The following is a 14,509-nucleotide window of genomic DNA, read 5'->3' on the forward strand; positions in this document are numbered from 1 at the left end:
TGTCGCAGAATTGCCGGCGGTGCGCTTCGCTGACCGGCGGCTTTGGGGCCGGCCCGATCGCGGTCGGATTATCGCCGATGTCGTGATTGCCGGGAAGGTAGCGGCACGCGATCGCGCGCGCGCTGGTCAAGGGCGCCGATCTCGTGCTGCTCGACGAGCCGCTCGCCAATCTCGATTACAAGCTGCGCGAGGAACTGCGCGCCGAGCTGCCGCGCATCTTCGAGGCTTCGGGCGCGATCTTCGTCTACGCCACCACCGAGCCGACCGAGGCGCTGCTGCTCGGTGGCAACACGGTGTGCATGTGGGAAGGCGAGGCGCTTCAGATGGGCGAGACCGCCAACGTCTACCGCCGCCCGCAGACGCTGCGCGTCGCGCAGGTTTTCTCCGATCCGCCGCTCAACCTCGTCGGCATCGAGAAGAGGAACGGGCAGGTCGCTTATGCCGGCGGCACGGCTTCGCCGGCCTCCGGTCTTTATTCAAGCCTTGCCGACGGCGCCTATCGTGTCGGTTTTCGCGCCCATCAACTCGCGCTCGCCAATGGCGAGGCCGATCGCCATGCCTTCCATGCCACGGTGACGGTGACCGAGATCACCGGTTCGGAGAGTTTCGTGCATCTGACCCGCGAAGGATCGAATTGGGTGGCGGTGCTGCACGGCGTGCACGAGTTCGAGCCGGGCCAGACGCTCGACGCCGTGCTCGATCCCAACGACGTTTTTGTCTTCGATGCCGCCGACCGGTTGGTCGCGGCGCCGAGCTCTTGAGGGAGGTGCGACATGGCCCGCATTGACCTCGTCGATCTCGCCCATTCCTACGGCGGCAATGATGCGCCACAGGACAGCTTTGCGCTGAAGCCTGTCACCATGACCTGGCGGCAGGGTGGCGCCTACGCGCTGCTCGGCCCGTCCGGCTGCGGCAAGACCACGCTGCTCAACGTCATCTCCGGCATCATCACGCCGTCGCGGGGGAAAATCCTGTTCGACGGCAAGGACATCACACCGCTGTCAACCCAGAAGCGCAACATCGCCCAGGTGTTCCAGTTTCCGGTGATCTACGACACCATGACGGTGGGGCAGAATTTGGCGTTTCCGCTGAAGAACCGCGGCGTGCCCAAGGCCGAGATCGACAAGCGCGTAGCAGAGATCGGTCGCCTGCTCGATCTCGAACCCTATCTCAACCGCAAGGCGACGCGCCTGACGGCGGACGCCAAGCAGAAGATCTCGCTCGGCCGCGGCCTCGTCCGTTCCGACGTCGCCGCCGTGCTGTTCGACGAGCCGCTGACGGTGATCGATCCCGAGCTGAAATGGCAGCTCCGCTCCAAGCTGAAGGCGCTGCATCGTGAGCTCGACCTCACGATGATCTACGTCACCCACGACCAGACCGAGGCGCTGACCTTTGCCGATACCGTCGTTGTGATGCATGACGGCCGCGTCGTGCAGAGCGGTACGCCGGCCGAGCTGTTCGACAAGCCGGCGCACACCTTCGTCGGCTATTTCATCGGCTCGCCCGGCATGAACATCCTGCCGGCCGAGGTGAGGGGACGCGAGGCGCGGATCGATGGCCACGTCATCGGACTCAACCGCGCTTACGACAACCTGCCTTCGGGCGCGAAGATCGAGATCGGCGTCCGTCCGGAATTCGTGGAGGTCGTCGCGCCTGCGCCCGGTCTGCTCACCGCAAGGATCGAGCGTCTCGACGATCTCGGCCGCATCCGTTTTGCGCGAGCACGCTTCGGCGACGCCAAGCTCGCGGCGCGCGCGCCCGCGGGGTTCGCCAGCTCGGACGGCATGGCCGGACTGAAATTCGATCCGTCGCACGTCCACGTCTACGCCGACAGCCTTCTGGTGGAGGGAGCCGCCTGATGGACAAGATCGTCAACCAAAAAGCCTGGTTCCTGGTGCTGCCGGTGTTCCTGGTCGTCGCTTTCTCGGCGGTGCTGCCGCTGATGACGGTGGTGAACTATTCGATGCAGGACACCTTCGGCAACAACCAGTTCTTCTGGAACGGGGTCGGCTGGTTCAAGGAATTGCTCGATCCCTCGACCGATCTCGGCGGCCGCTTCCTCGCCTCGCTCGGGCGCAATCTGTTCTTCTCGCTGGTGATCCTCGCGATCGAGGTGCCGCTCGGCATCGTCGTCGCGTTGTCGATGCCGCGACAGGGCTGGACGGTGGCGGCCTGCCTCGTCATCCTCGCGCTGCCGCTGCTAATTCCGTGGAACGTGGTCGGCACGATCTGGCAGATCTTCGGGCGCCCCGACATCGGCCTGCTCGGCTATGTCCTCAATGCCGTCGGCATCGACTACAATTACGTCTCCAACGAGATCGATGCCTGGGTCACCGTCATCGTGATGGACGTCTGGCACTGGACCAGCCTCGTTGCGTTGCTGTGCTATGCCGGCCTGAAGTCGATTCCCGAAGCCTATTATCAGGCCGCCCAGATCGACGGCGCCTCGCGCTGGGCCGTGTTCAAGGCGATCCAGCTGCCGAAGATGAACCGCGTGCTCTTGATCGCGGTGCTGCTGCGCTTCATGGACAGCTTCATGATCTATACCGAGCCGTTCGTCGTCACCGGCGGCGGCCCCGGCAACTCCACGACCTTCGTGTCGATCGAGCTGGTCAAGATCGCGCTCGGCCAATTCGACCTCGGCAAGGCCGCGGCGCTGTCGCTCGTCTACAATCTGATCATCCTGATCGTCTGCTGGATCTTCTACACCGTCATGACCAATGCGGGCGCCGAGCGCAAAGTCCAGGCGGAGAGCGAGCCGGCGGCGGAGCCCAAGCCGTCGGCCGCGCTGAAGCCGGTGCCGGCGCTCAAGCCAAAGGAAGGAGTGGCCTGATGCACTCGATCCCCGGCCGCCGCCTCATCATGGGGCTGTTCCTGATCTTTCTGCTGCTGCCGATCTACTGGCTCGTCAACATGAGCTTCAAGACCAATGCCGAAATCGTCTCGACGATGACGCTGTGGCCGCACACGCCGACGCTCCAGCATTACAAGCGCATCTTCACCGACGAGAGCTGGTATTCCGGCTACATCAACTCGCTGGAATACGTCATCCTCAACACCATCATCTCGATCTCGGTGGCGCTGCCGGCGGCCTATGCTTTCTCGCGCTACCGCTTCCTCGGCGACAAGCATCTGTTCTTCTGGCTGCTGTCGAACCGCATGGCGCCGGCCGCGGTCTATGCGCTGCCGTTCTTCAACCTCTATTCGGCGATCGGCCTGTTCGATACGCCCTGGGCGGTCGCGCTCGCGCATTGCATCTTCAACGTGCCGCTGGCGGTGTGGATCCTCGAAGGCTTCGTCTCCGGCGTTCCACGCGAGATCGACGAGACCGCCTTTCTCGACGGCTATTCCTTTCCGCGCTTCTTCATCAAGATCCTGGTGCCGTTGATCGCGAGCGGCATCGGTGTCGCCGCCTTCTTCTGCTTCATGTTCTCCTGGGTCGAGCTTCTGCTCGCGCGCACGCTGACCTCGGTGTCGGCCAAGCCGATCGCGGCGATCATGACGCGCACGGTATCGGCATCGGGCATGGACTGGGGCCTCTTGGCAGCCGCCGGCGTGCTCACCATCATTCCGGGCGCGCTCGTGATCTGGTTCGTCCGCAACTACATCGCGAGCGGTTTTGCGCTCGGTCGCGTCTGAGGCGCGCATGATCCCGAAAAGTGGAAACCGGTTTTCGGACCAGATCATGCGCAAGGAGTAGAGCATATGGAATCCATCGCATGGATGGCCTGGACGCTGCCGACGGCAATCTTCTTCGCCGCGCTCGCCTGCACGCTCGCCGTGATGACGTGGCTTGCGGCGGTCTATCCCGAAGCCGAGCGCGTCGGCGTGCTCCGCATTCCGACCACGCGCGGCGACCGCCTGTTTGTTTCGCTGATCGCTGCGGCGGTCATCCACCTTCTCTGGATCGGTTTCTTCGGCACGGATGCGATCGCAACGCTGCCGATCGGCGAGGAGGGCGTTGAAATCTCGCGCCTGTGGCTCGCAAGTGGAATTTCGTTGGTGACGGCCGTGCTCATATTCCGCACGGTCTGAAGCTCGCGAAGGGACGGCCAGATCCGGGGGCAATCCGGGTCTGTATAAAAGTTTGTCGCTGCAACGGAGGAACAACATGCGACAGTTTAGGAGAAGGAAAGGTCCATTGACCAAGAGCAGTTTTCTGACCATGTCCAGCGTCGCCGCGATTGTCGCGGTGTCGTTCGCCGTCTCGGCGCCGGTCCGCGCTGCCGACGACGCCGTGATCCAGAAGTGGATCGCAGAGTTCACGCCCTCGACGCTGTCGAAGGAAGACCAGAAGAAGGAGCTGGAGTGGTTCGCCAAGGCTGCCGAGCCCTTCAAGGGCATGGAGATCAACGTCGTCTCCGAGACCATCACGACTCACGAATATGAATCGCAGACGCTGGCCAAGGCGTTCTCCGAGCTCACCGGCATCAAGCTCAAGCACGACCTCATCCAGGAGGGTGACGTCGTTGAGAAGCTGCAGACCCAGATGCAGTCCGGCAAGAACGTCTATGACGGCTGGATCAACGATTCCGACCTGATCGGCACCCACTTCCGCTACGGACAGACCGTCGTTCTCTCGGACTACATGACCGGCGAGGGCAAGGACGTCACCGATCCCATGCTCGACGTCAACGACTTCATCGGCAAGTCGTTCACGACCGGTCCCGACGGTAAGCTCTATCAGCTGCCCGACCAGCAGTTCGCGAACCTCTATTGGTTCCGCTACGACTGGTTCACCAACGCCGACTACAAGGCCAAGTTCAAGGCCAAGTATGGCTACGAGCTCGGCGTGCCCGTGAACTGGTCCGCCTATGAGGACATCGCCGAGTTCTTCACCAACGACATCAAGGAGATCAACGGCGTCAAGGTCTACGGCCATATGGACTATGGCAAGAAGGACCCCTCGCTCGGTTGGCGTTTCACCGATGCCTGGCTCTCGATGGCCGGCAACGGTGACAAGGGCATTCCGAACGGCCTGCCGGTCGACGAATGGGGCATCCGCATGGAAGGCTGCCGCCCGGTCGGCTCCTCGGTGGAGCGTGGTGGCGACACCAACGGTCCGGCCGCGGTCTACTCGATCACCAAATATCTCGACTGGCTGAAGAAGTATGCGCCGCCGCAGGCCCAGGGCATGACGTTCTCCGAGGCAGGCCCGGTGCCGGCGCAGGGCAACATCGCCCAGCAGATGTTCTGGTACACGGCCTTCACCGCCGACATGGTGAAGCCGGGCATCGCCGTGATGAACGCGGACGGTACGCCGAAATGGCGTATGGCGCCCTCGCCGCACGGTGCGTACTGGAAGGAAGGCATGAAGCTCGGCTATCAGGACGCCGGCTCCGTGACGCTGCTCAAGTCGACCCCGGCGGATCGCCGCAAGGCGGCCTGGCTCTATCTCCAGTTCATCATCTCCAAATCGGTGAGCTTGAAGAAGAGCCATGTCGGTCTCACCTTCATCCGTGAATCCGACATCTGGGACAAGTCGTTCACCGAGCGCGCGCCGAAGCTCGGCGGCCTGATCGAGTTCTACCGCTCGCCTGCGCGCGTGCAGTGGACCCCGACCGGCAACAACGTGCCCGACTATCCGAAGCTCGCGCAGCTGTGGTGGCAGAACATCGGCGATGCGTCGTCCGGTGCGAAGACGCCGCAAGCCGCGATGGATGCCCTTGCGGCGGCTCAGGACTCCGTGATGGAGCGCCTGGAAAAGTCAAACGTGCAGGGTGCCTGCGGTCCGAAGCTGCACAAGAAGGAGAAGCCGGAGTACTGGTTCGCGAAGGCCGAGAAGGACGGCACCATCGCGCCCCAGCGCAAGCTCGCCAACGAGAAGCCGAAGGGCGAGACGGTCGACTACGACACCCTGATCAAGTCGTGGCCGGCCACCCCGCCCAAGCGCGCGGAAGCGAAGTAAGCGGCGCGTAACGTCATCAAATGCGAAAGGCCGGGAGCGATCCCGGCCTTTTTCTTTCTGGTGAACCCGGCTGCGTCTACCGCGTCATTGCGAGCGAAGCGAAGCAATCCAGAGTCTTTTCGCAATGGCAGTCTGGATTGCTTCGTCGCAAAAGCTCCTCGCAATGACGGAGGAGAAAGCGGAGATCACTCCGCCGGCTCAGCTGCCAGCGTCGGGTAGTCCGTATATCCCTTCGCGCCGCCGCCGTAGAACGTATTCTTGTCCCAGTCGTTCAGCGCGGCGCCCTGCTTCAGCCGCTCGACGAGATCGGGGTTGGAGATGAACGGCTTGCCGAAGGCGATGAGGTCGGCCGCGTTGGCGTCCAGCACCTTGGTTGCGAGATCGAAATCGTAGCCGTTGTTGGCGATGTAGGCGCCGGTAAAGCGCTTGCGCAAGGACGCGTAGTCGAACGGCGCGATGTCGCGGGGGCCGCCGGTGGCGCCTTCGACGACGTGGAGATAGACCAGCTTGAGCGCGCTGAGGCCGTCGACAATGTGGTTGTACAGGGCCTGCGGATTGGAATCCGAGATGTCGTTGGCCGGCGTCACCGGCGAGATGCGGATGCCGGTACGATTGGCTCCGGCCTCGGCCACGACGGCTTTGGAGACTTCCAGCATCAGCCGCGCGCGGTTCTCGATCGAGCCGCCATAGGCGTCCGTGCGCTTGTTGGCGCCGTCCTTGGCGAACTGCTCGAGCAGGTAGCCGTTGGCCCCGTGAATCTCGACGCCGTCGAAACCGGCCTCGAGCGCATTCTTCGTCGCGCGCTTGAAGTCGTCGATGGTTCCCGGAATCTCGGAAAGCTCGAGCGCGCGGGGCTCGGAGACGTCGGCGAAGCCGCCGTTCACGAAAGTCTTGCCCTTGGCGCGGATCGCGCTCGGCGCCACCGGGGCGGCGCCATTCGCCTGGAGGTCGACATGCGAGATGCGGCCGACATGCCAGAGCTGAATGAAGATCTTGCCGCCACGCTCGTGCACGCGGTCGGTGACCTTGCGCCAGCCGGCGACCTGCTCCTTGCTGTAGATGCCGGGGGTGTCCTGGTAGCCTTGCCCTTGCTGCGAGACCTGGCTCGCTTCGGTGATCAGAAGCCCTGCGGAGGCGCGCTGGCCGTAATAGTCGGCGGCGAGCGTGCCAGGCACGAACGTGCCGGGCGCGGCGCGATTGCGCGTCAGCGGCGCCATCACGAAACGGTTCGCAAGCGTGATCGGACCGAGCTTATAGGTCTCAAACAATTTGGTTGGACGGCTCATTGGTAATGTTTCCAGCGGTGAGAGGTCTGGAACAGTTGTGCATCGCGACATCAGGCGCAAGGGCGGAGCCATACTCAAAGTGCAGGCGAGCTACGCGGCAAGGCCGCGTAGCATAATTCATGTGCAATTTCGGCCGCGGCAGGAGAATTCCGCTACACGGCCGTGCAATTTTGCAAATCAGTTCGCGCCCATGAAATCGCGCTTGCCGATCTCGACGCCGTTGTGGCGCAAAATGCCGTGGGCGGTCGCGGCGTGGAAATAGAAGTTCGGCAGCGAGAACGCGCTCAGGAATTGCTGGCCCTTCATCGTGATGGATTTGTCCGGTCCGGCCGGGAAGGTGACGTCCTTGGTATCGGCACCCTCGAACTGCTCCGGCTTGAACGACTTCACGTAGTCGATCGTCTTTGCCAGCCGCTGCTTCAATTCCGCAAAGCTGGTCTCGGTGTCGGACGTCGAGGGCACTTCGCTATGGGTCAGCCGGGCACAGCCTTTGGCGGCGAAATCGGTGACGAGCTGGACCTGCTTCGACAGTGGCAGCATGTCCGGGAAGAGACGCGAGCCGAGCAGGACGCTGGGGTCGATCTTCTTGGCCGCGCAATGCGCCTCGGCTTTGGTGAGCAACCCGGTCACGCTGTTCAGCATTTGCAAATAGGCGGGGACGGCTGCGTCGTAGAAGGACATGTGATGCTCGCTTGTGAATGGGAAATCTCAGGAGAAAACCTGAGCCACTCACATGGGAGCCTCATGGGAAAATACAATCGCGGGAGCGGCTTGTGCGATGCGAAAATTCTACCGAATCGTTGTCTGGGGCTGCGCCTGTGCCGTGCCGCCGCGCATGCGCGCCAGCAGCTCCGCGGTCGGCCAGGAATCCGCAGGCAGGCCGAACTTGATCTGCATCGCCTTCACGGCGGCGCGGCTCTGCTGGCCTAGCACGCCGTCGACCTTGCCGACATTGAAGCTGGCGCGCATCAGCAACTGCTGCAATTCTTTTAGCTCGTTGAATGGCAATTGCGCCACCGGCGCCGCCGGCTTGCGCAGCGGCGCGGCACCCGCAATGCGCGAGGCGAGATAGCCCGCAGTGGTCGAATAGATCAGCGAGTTATTCCACTCGGTATAGGCCGCGAAATTCGCATAGGCCATGAAGGCCGGCCCAAAGCGCCCCATCGGCAGCAACACGGACGCCGCGAGATTGTCGTTCGGCAAGGGACGGCCGTCGGGATAGGTGACCCCGAGCTGCGCCCATGTCGAGCGTGGCTCTTTCACCGTGAGATCGGTCTTATCCCAGGGTAGATTCGGCGGCACCTTGATCTCTTCCAGCCACGGCTCGCCGCGCCGCCATTTCAAGCCGTTGGCAATGTAGTTCGCGGTCGAGCCGATCACGTCGGCCGGCGAGCGCAACAGGTCCCGTCGTCCGTCGCCGTCATAGTCGACGGCGTAGTTGACGTAATGCACAGGCAGGAATTGCGTCTGCCCGAGCTCGCCGGCCCAGGAGCCGATCATCTCGTCGGGATGCAGATCGCCGCGGTCGATGATCTTGAGCGCGGCGATGGTCTCGCCCACGAACATCTCTGAGCGGCGGCAGTCATAGGCGAGCGACACCAGCGATTTCAGCGTCGGCAGATTGCCCATGTTGGCGCCGAAGTCGCTCTCCAGCCCCCAGAACGCGGCGATCACCGCCGGCGGGACGCCATATTCCTTCTCGGCGCGCGCGAACGCGGCAGCGTGTTGCTTGATGTGCTGCTGGCCGTTCTGCATCCGATAGGGCGCCGCCATGCGGCCGGCGAATTCGGTGAAGAGCTGGCCGAACACGCGCTGGCCGCGGTCGCGATTGACGATGCCCTGGTCGTAGACGAGATAGGGCGAGGTCTCCGCGATCGTCCGCTGCGACACACCTGCAGCCACCGCTTGGCTCTTCACGTCGGCCAGGAAGCGATCGAAGCTCGCGCCGTTGTGGCAAGAGGCCGCGCGCGGCGAGGGTGCCTTGGGCGCTGCCGGCTTGGCGGGAGGTGGAAGCATTTGGGCGGAGGCGGTGGCAGCGCATGCAAGAAGTGCGACGGCCGCGATCAGAAATCGGGTCTGGACCATAGGGGTTCCGGCGGGAGGGCAGGCGTGGATTCGCCTGAAGTTTAGGTGAAGTGACAGTCTCAGGCCATCCCTTCATGCTCTGTCAGCAGGGAACGCGCGCGGATGTCGGGCGGGACCCTAGCCGAACAGCCGCATCAACAGCGCTTTCCCGACCGGGAGCGCCCTGACGCCCCGAAAGGCGCGAACATATTCGCCGGCATAGAACGCCCTGATCGCGTGCACGCGCGTATCCATGCCTTCCTCGAACCGCACGGCGAAGCCGTCCGTGGTCCGCCGCACCACGATGGCCGCGATCGGGCGGCCATAGATCCGGCATTCGATCGTGCTGCCCGGCGCCGGCGGATCCGGATCGATCAGGCGGGCGCCCGTGATGGAGATGTCGGCGAGCCGGGCGAGATGCGTCTTGCCGTCCTGTCGCAGCAGGACCGTCTCACTGCGGCTGAACCGCTCCGCCTTGCGCTTGCGCGGCTGCTCGATGCAGACGAAGCAGACCACGGTGAGGATGACCGCGTTGTAGAGGCTCCAGGCCAGGGCCAGTCCGCCATAGGCGATGTTCTCGCCGCGCAGGTGCAGGATGAAGGCATAGGCGATGGCCGCGAGCGTGATGAAAAGCGCGCCGCCATAGAGCCGCAGCAGCGGCCATTCGACAAATCGCCGGTTACGGTCGCCGCCTTTCGCGGTGACCTTGAACTTGTGGCCTTTCGGCTTCAACAGGCCGGCTGCCACCGCCTTGAGCACGGCGGGCGCCGCGATGAGCTGCGACACGTCGCTCATCATCGCGAGCGAGCGGCCGCGCGACAGCCAGGCCATGCTGAGGCCATTCCAGACATAGAACGGCAGAAAGACGCGCAACAGCTCGGTGAGGTCGGCCCGGACCGCCTTGATGCCGAACAGCAGGAACAGCCAGGGCACCACCAGGCCCGCTACCTTCGAGGTGTAGACCGCGGACCAGCTCATGAAGGCGTCGACCAGCGAGAGGCGGTCGATGAAGGACAGCTTCGAATCCTGAGACAGCGGTCCGCTGCGGCCGCGCACGATTTGCATCAGGCCGAGGCACCAGCGGGCGCGCTGGGTGATGTATTCCTTCAGCCCCTCCGGCGCGAGCCCGATCGTCAGCCGCTCGTTGAGATAGATCGTATTGAGGCCGTGTTCCTTCAAGCGAAGGGTGACGAGGTAGTCTTCCGTCACCGAGTCGGTCGGAAATCCGCCAATCTGCACCAGCCCGGAATAGCGGATGAGCGACGAGGTCCCGCAGCAAAATGCGACGCCCCAGGCGTCCTTGGCCGGCAGCAGGATGTCGAAGAAAAACCGCTGCTCGTCGGGCCAGACGTCGGTCGCGGCGAGGTTGGTCTGGATCGGGTCTGGGTTGATGAAATGCTGCGGGGTCTGCACTACGCCGACCGAAACATCGTCCATGAGCGAGACGGTGCGCGCGAGGAAGTCGGGCCGCGGCACGAAGTCCGCATCGAGAACGGCAACGAATTCCGGCCGCTCCGGCAGGGCGCCGACGTGCTTGAGCGCGTGATTGATGTTGCCGGCCTTGGCGTGGTGGTTGTCGGGCCGCGTGAGATAATGGCAGCCGAGCTCGGCCGAAAGCCGACGCAGCCAGGGCCGCCTTCCGTCGTCGAGCACCCAGACGCGGTAATGGCCGTACGCCATGCCGGTCGCGCCGATGATCGTGCGCTCGAGGATCGATCGTTCCTCGTTGTAGGTGCAGATGAAGACGTCGATCAGCGGCGCGTCCGGATTGGTGGCACGGCCGTCGATCTTCGCTGCGCCGGTGCGGTCACGCGTCCGGCTCAGGAACAGCAACGACAACGCGACCGCGACCAGCGAGGCCGCTTCCAGCAGCATGAAGGGGTAGCCGATCACGGCATCGACAGTCAGATGCGGCGGCGGAAGCGTCGACGTGATGCGCCAATAGAGATAGCGCAGCAGCAAGGCCACCGCCACGATGGCCAGCAACGAGCGGGCCATCGTGCTGTCGCGCCTGAGCAGCGGCACGATCGCCATGAAGGCGCCGAGTGCGATCAGGCCGGGCGTCAGCGCCATCATCACGGCGCGGTCTCGTTCCGGGCAAACACGACGCGGCCGGTACGTCCCACGGTGCAGGCGCGGGCCGCCGCATCGCGCGAGGCCACGGTCACGCGATAAGGCTCCTTGCTCAGCGCATCCGGATTGATGGCGAGATTGGCGGGCGCACCGGCGGCGCCGGTCAGGTTGACCACGGTGCCGGAGATCGGCTCACCGCCGTCATTCGGCTCGAACGTCGCGCGATCGCCGAGCTGCAAGCGGTTGTAGACGCTCTCGGTGACGTTGGCGGTGATGACGGCACCGCTGCAATCGAGCACCTTGAGCAGGGGCTGGCCGGCCTGCACGTCCTCACCGGGTGAGGTCATCATCTCCCAGACGCGCCCCGCGACGGGTGTCGTGATGTCGGCTTCAGACAGATCGGCGAAGCGGACCTCCTCGATGATGATTTCGTTGGCGAGCCAGGCGATCTCGGTGTCGGTGCGCGCCAGATCGGCTTCGAGGTCGCCGGCACGCTGGCGCATCTCCTCCTCGCGCTGCACCGAACTTGGCCGGTCATTGTAGCTGTCGCCGAGGAACGAGCCGTTCTGCGCCGCGGTGAGCTCGACTTTGGCGGCATCCAGCCGCTTGCGCGCGCCGAGCTCGGTCTGTTGCGACACGGAGAGCTCGCGCGTCAACCGCGCCAGCTCGACGGTCGAGACATTGCCGGATTTCGCCAGCGAAGATGCGCGGTCGACGGCGGCACTGGCTTCGTCCCGCCGCGCCGCCGCCGCCTCGATCGAGGTCTGGATCTCGGCGATGCGGGCCTCGAGTTGGAGCACGCGTCCGTCGCGGAATTGGGCTGCCTGCCGCGCCAGGTCCTTTTGCGCGGCCTGTGCCAAGGCGAGCTTGGCAGCAAGGCTCGGCCGCTCGTTCTCGAGGCGCGACTTCTGCCGCCGGAGATCATCAAGCCGGGTGCGATCCCCGCGCGAATTGACGACGCGCAGGACGACGGTTCCGGCATCTAACTTGGCTTGATCGGTCACGCGCTGGGCGGCCGAGACACGACCACCGATGGGCGTGCGCAACGTGACGAGGCGGGAATTCAGAACGGCCTCGACGCTCGAATTTTCCCAGATCGCGCGCAGCGGCAGCCAGCCGAACACGGCGATGACGGCGAGCCCAATGGCGATCTTGGCGCCGCGCTGCAGATGTAACCAATGCCGCCCAGATTCTGGCGTCGTTTGCCCGTCGGCTGCGTGGCCGGGCTCGTCATTGGCGAACAGCTGCTCGTGCAGCGCCTCCTGCAAGCCTTTCGCGTCAGTCTTGCTCTCGTTAGGGGAGGGAATGGATGCGGGATCGACGGAAGCGGCGCGCGAGCGGTCCATCATGACGGTCACCTTGCTGACGAGATGCCAACGGGACCGGTCAATGCGCGAGAACCGCGCGCCGTGCCCGGTTACCGTGTATTAAGCCGAAGCTGCGCTTTCCAGGTTGCTAAGCGTCCGCGCTCGTTTTTGCGCAAATCCCGGTCAATGTTTAGCGGCGGGGGAAAGGCTGACCGCACTGCTGTGAATATGCGGCCCGGCGACGCACGAACCTTGCGGTCGCCGACCGCATTCATACTTCGTGGGAGCCGGCCGAAGGTTCGCCCGCGGCCGCCCCAGGAGACGGCCATGAACTATCTTCGTACCGCAATGCTGCTCGCAGGCCTGACTGCCCTGTTCATGGGCGTCGGCTATCTGATCGGTGGTGCCTCCGGCGCCGTGATCGCGCTGGTTATTGCCGCTGCGACCAATCTTTTCACCTACTGGAACTCCGACCGCATGGTGCTCTCCATGTACGGCGCCCATGAGGTCGATCGTTCGACCGCGCCGGAGCTGATCGGGCTGGTCGCGGAACTTGCGGGCCGTGCGGGCCTGCCGATGCCGCGCGTGTTCCTGATGGACGAGATGCAGCCCAACGCGTTCGCGACCGGCCGCAATCCGGAAAACGCGGCCGTCGCCGTCACCACCGGGCTGATGAACCAGCTCAGCCGCGAGGAACTCGCGGGCGTGATTGCGCACGAGCTCGCTCATATCAAGAATCATGACACGCTGCTGATGACCATCACCGCGACCATTGCGGGCGCGATCTCCATGCTCGCCCAGTTCGGCATGTTCTTCGGCGGCAATCGCGACAACAACAACGGTCCGGGCATCGTCGGCTCGATCCTGATGATGATCCTCGCCCCGCTGGGCGCCATGCTGGTGCAGATGGCGATCAGCCGGACCCGTGAATATGCCGCGGACAATCTCGGTGCGCGCATCGCGGGACAACCGATGTGGCTGGCCTCCGCGCTGGTGAAGATCGAGGGCGCCGCGCATCAGGTGCCGAACTATGAGGCCGAGCGAAATCCCGCGACCGCGCACATGTTCATCATCAATCCGCTGTCGGGCCACGGTGTGGACAATCTGTTCGCCACCCATCCCTCGACACAGAACCGCATCGCCGCGCTGCGCGAGCTCGCTGCCGAACTCGGCACGCAGGCGGCGCCGTCGGTCGGCGCCAACGAGAACTATCCGCCTCGCGGCCCGTGGGGCCGCTCGTCTTCACGTGGTCCTTCACGTGGTCCTTGGGGCTGAAACGAAACCGGCTGGAATTTTGCATCCCGCTTTGTGACCTGGCGCACACTGGATCGCCGGAGCCGGTGTTAACACCCCGGCGAGACCAACTTCGAAAGGGGATGCGTGGCCGGCCCTATGCCGGACACCGTCGAAGATGACCAGAACTGCCGTACCATTGCTGATCGTCATGTGCGTGCTTGTCGGCCTGTCCACGCACATGGTCGTCAATTGCGGTGACGAGGACGATCCCGACATCTGCTCGGCCGTGATCGGCTTCTCGCCGTTGCGCGGCTCGCTGATCGCCTTTGCCTATGAGGGGCGCGGTCGGATCGCGCTGCGCCATGGCGACTTCAGGCGGGCGATGGCCGATTTCGACGAGGCCATTCATCTCAATCCCAACCGCGCCTCGCTCTATCGCGAGCGCGCGCTCGCGCGTCGTCAGAACGGCGATCTCGCGCTCGCCATCGCCGACTATGACGAGGCGATCGCGCATGATCCGAAGCTTGCTGCGCCCTATCACCAGCGCGGTCTCGCGCTCGCCGCCACCGGCGATCTCGATCGCGCCATCCTGAGTTACAACACGGCGGTCCGCCTCGATCCGTCGGATGCCCTGG

General features: G+C 64.2%; 12 protein-coding genes and 2 pseudogenes. 8 read left to right on the forward strand and 6 right to left on the reverse strand.

Going from position 1 to position 14,509, the window contains the following annotated elements; all coding sequences use genetic code 11:
- A pseudogene (locus tag MOV75_RS42650) lies at positions 1-112 on the reverse strand (metallophosphoesterase); the annotation flags it as partial.
- Here MOV75_RS42650 and MOV75_RS09535 point away from each other — a divergent pair.
- The 6 genes and pseudogenes from MOV75_RS09535 to MOV75_RS09560 form a co-directional block, all read left to right on the forward strand.
- A pseudogene (locus MOV75_RS09535) lies at positions 108-761 on the forward strand (TOBE domain-containing protein); the annotation flags it as partial. The pseudogenes MOV75_RS42650 and MOV75_RS09535 overlap by 5 nt on opposite strands.
- A 12-nt stretch (positions 762-773) precedes the next feature.
- Positions 774-1,859 (forward strand): ABC transporter ATP-binding protein, encoded by a 1,086-nt coding sequence (locus MOV75_RS09540; protein WP_246923759.1) that lies wholly within the window; start codon positions 774-776, stop codon positions 1,857-1,859.
- A complete protein-coding gene (locus MOV75_RS09545; RefSeq protein ID WP_247005521.1) occupies positions 1,859-2,833 on the forward strand; it encodes a carbohydrate ABC transporter permease in 975 nt (324 codons plus the stop codon). The genes MOV75_RS09540 and MOV75_RS09545 overlap by 1 nt, the downstream gene beginning before the upstream one ends.
- On the forward strand, positions 2,833-3,639 hold the full coding sequence (locus tag MOV75_RS09550) for a carbohydrate ABC transporter permease (protein ID WP_246923766.1): 807 nt from the start codon (positions 2,833-2,835) through the stop codon (positions 3,637-3,639). Before MOV75_RS09545 ends, MOV75_RS09550 begins: the two co-directional genes overlap by 1 nt.
- Before the next feature lie 66 nt (positions 3,640-3,705).
- On the forward strand, positions 3,706-4,035 hold the full coding sequence (locus tag MOV75_RS09555) for a DUF2160 domain-containing protein (RefSeq protein WP_246923768.1): 330 nt from the start codon (positions 3,706-3,708) through the stop codon (positions 4,033-4,035).
- 130 nt (positions 4,036-4,165) lie between these two features.
- The gene (locus MOV75_RS09560) at positions 4,166-5,908 is read left to right on the forward strand and encodes an ABC transporter substrate-binding protein (protein WP_246923816.1); all 1,743 of its coding nucleotides are present in this window, start codon (positions 4,166-4,168) and stop codon (positions 5,906-5,908) included.
- Positions 5,909-6,093: 185 nt separating this feature from the next.
- Here MOV75_RS09560 and MOV75_RS09565 read toward each other — a convergent pair whose 3' ends face one another.
- The 5 genes from MOV75_RS09565 to MOV75_RS09585 all read right to left on the reverse strand — a co-directional run bounded on the left by MOV75_RS09565 (position 6,094) and on the right by MOV75_RS09585 (position 12,680).
- The gene (locus tag MOV75_RS09565) at positions 6,094-7,194 is read right to left on the reverse strand and encodes an alkene reductase (RefSeq protein WP_246923770.1); all 1,101 of its coding nucleotides are present in this window, start codon (positions 7,192-7,194) and stop codon (positions 6,094-6,096) included.
- A 177-nt stretch (positions 7,195-7,371) separates the two neighbouring features.
- Positions 7,372-7,875 (reverse strand): DUF1993 family protein, encoded by a 504-nt coding sequence (locus MOV75_RS09570; protein WP_247005523.1) that lies wholly within the window; start codon positions 7,873-7,875, stop codon positions 7,372-7,374.
- 108 nt (positions 7,876-7,983) lie between these two features.
- Positions 7,984-9,279: a lytic murein transglycosylase gene (locus tag MOV75_RS09575; protein ID WP_246923775.1), complete on the reverse strand. Its 1,296-nt coding sequence runs from the start codon at positions 9,277-9,279 to the stop codon at positions 7,984-7,986.
- A gap of 117 nt (positions 9,280-9,396) precedes the next feature.
- Entirely contained in the window at positions 9,397-11,334 is a 1,938-nt protein-coding gene (locus tag MOV75_RS09580; protein ID WP_247005533.1) for a glycosyltransferase, read from the reverse strand.
- Positions 11,334-12,680: an HlyD family secretion protein gene (locus tag MOV75_RS09585; RefSeq protein WP_247005525.1), complete on the reverse strand. Its 1,347-nt coding sequence runs from the start codon at positions 12,678-12,680 to the stop codon at positions 11,334-11,336. The genes MOV75_RS09580 and MOV75_RS09585 overlap by 1 nt, the downstream gene beginning before the upstream one ends.
- Positions 12,681-12,965: 285 nt before the next feature.
- On the opposite strand from MOV75_RS09585, the gene htpX reads away from it, so the two are divergent.
- Both htpX and MOV75_RS09595 read left to right on the forward strand, forming a co-directional pair.
- Complete coding sequence (gene htpX, locus MOV75_RS09590) at positions 12,966-13,913, forward strand: zinc metalloprotease HtpX (protein ID WP_247005528.1); 948 nt, start codon at positions 12,966-12,968, stop codon at positions 13,911-13,913.
- Positions 13,914-14,049: 136 nt separating this feature from the next.
- A partial coding sequence (locus MOV75_RS09595) for a tetratricopeptide repeat protein (RefSeq protein WP_247005531.1) occupies positions 14,050-14,509 on the forward strand: 460 nt, incomplete at its 3' end.

The sequence above is a fragment of the Bradyrhizobium sp. PRIMUS42 genome, assembly GCF_023006515.1.
Lineage (GTDB): Bacteria > Pseudomonadota > Alphaproteobacteria > Rhizobiales > Xanthobacteraceae > Bradyrhizobium.

Bases quoted from the DNA above. Each gene is read 5' to 3' on its own strand.
- MOV75_RS09575 (WP_246923775.1), bottom strand. From the start codon at position 9,279: ATGGTCCAGACCCGATTTCTGATCGCGGCCGTCGCACTTCTTGCATGC.
- MOV75_RS09565 (WP_246923770.1), bottom strand. From the start codon at position 7,194: ATGAGCCGTCCAACCAAATTGTTTGAGACCTATAAGCTCGGTCCGATC.
- MOV75_RS09545 (WP_247005521.1), top strand. From the start codon at position 1,859: ATGGACAAGATCGTCAACCAAAAAGCCTGGTTCCTGGTGCTGCCGGTG.
- MOV75_RS09555 (WP_246923768.1), top strand. From the start codon at position 3,706: ATGGAATCCATCGCATGGATGGCCTGGACGCTGCCGACGGCAATCTTC.
- MOV75_RS09580 (WP_247005533.1), bottom strand. From the start codon at position 11,334: ATGATGGCGCTGACGCCCGGCCTGATCGCACTCGGCGCCTTCATGGCG.
- MOV75_RS09560 (WP_246923816.1), top strand. From the start codon at position 4,166: ATGTCCAGCGTCGCCGCGATTGTCGCGGTGTCGTTCGCCGTCTCGGCG.
- htpX (WP_247005528.1), top strand. From the start codon at position 12,966: ATGAACTATCTTCGTACCGCAATGCTGCTCGCAGGCCTGACTGCCCTG.
- MOV75_RS09540 (WP_246923759.1), top strand. From the start codon at position 774: ATGGCCCGCATTGACCTCGTCGATCTCGCCCATTCCTACGGCGGCAAT.
- MOV75_RS09570 (WP_247005523.1), bottom strand. From the start codon at position 7,875: ATGTCCTTCTACGACGCAGCCGTCCCCGCCTATTTGCAAATGCTGAAC.
- MOV75_RS09585 (WP_247005525.1), bottom strand. From the start codon at position 12,680: ATGATGGACCGCTCGCGCGCCGCTTCCGTCGATCCCGCATCCATTCCC.
- MOV75_RS09550 (WP_246923766.1), top strand. From the start codon at position 2,833: ATGCACTCGATCCCCGGCCGCCGCCTCATCATGGGGCTGTTCCTGATC.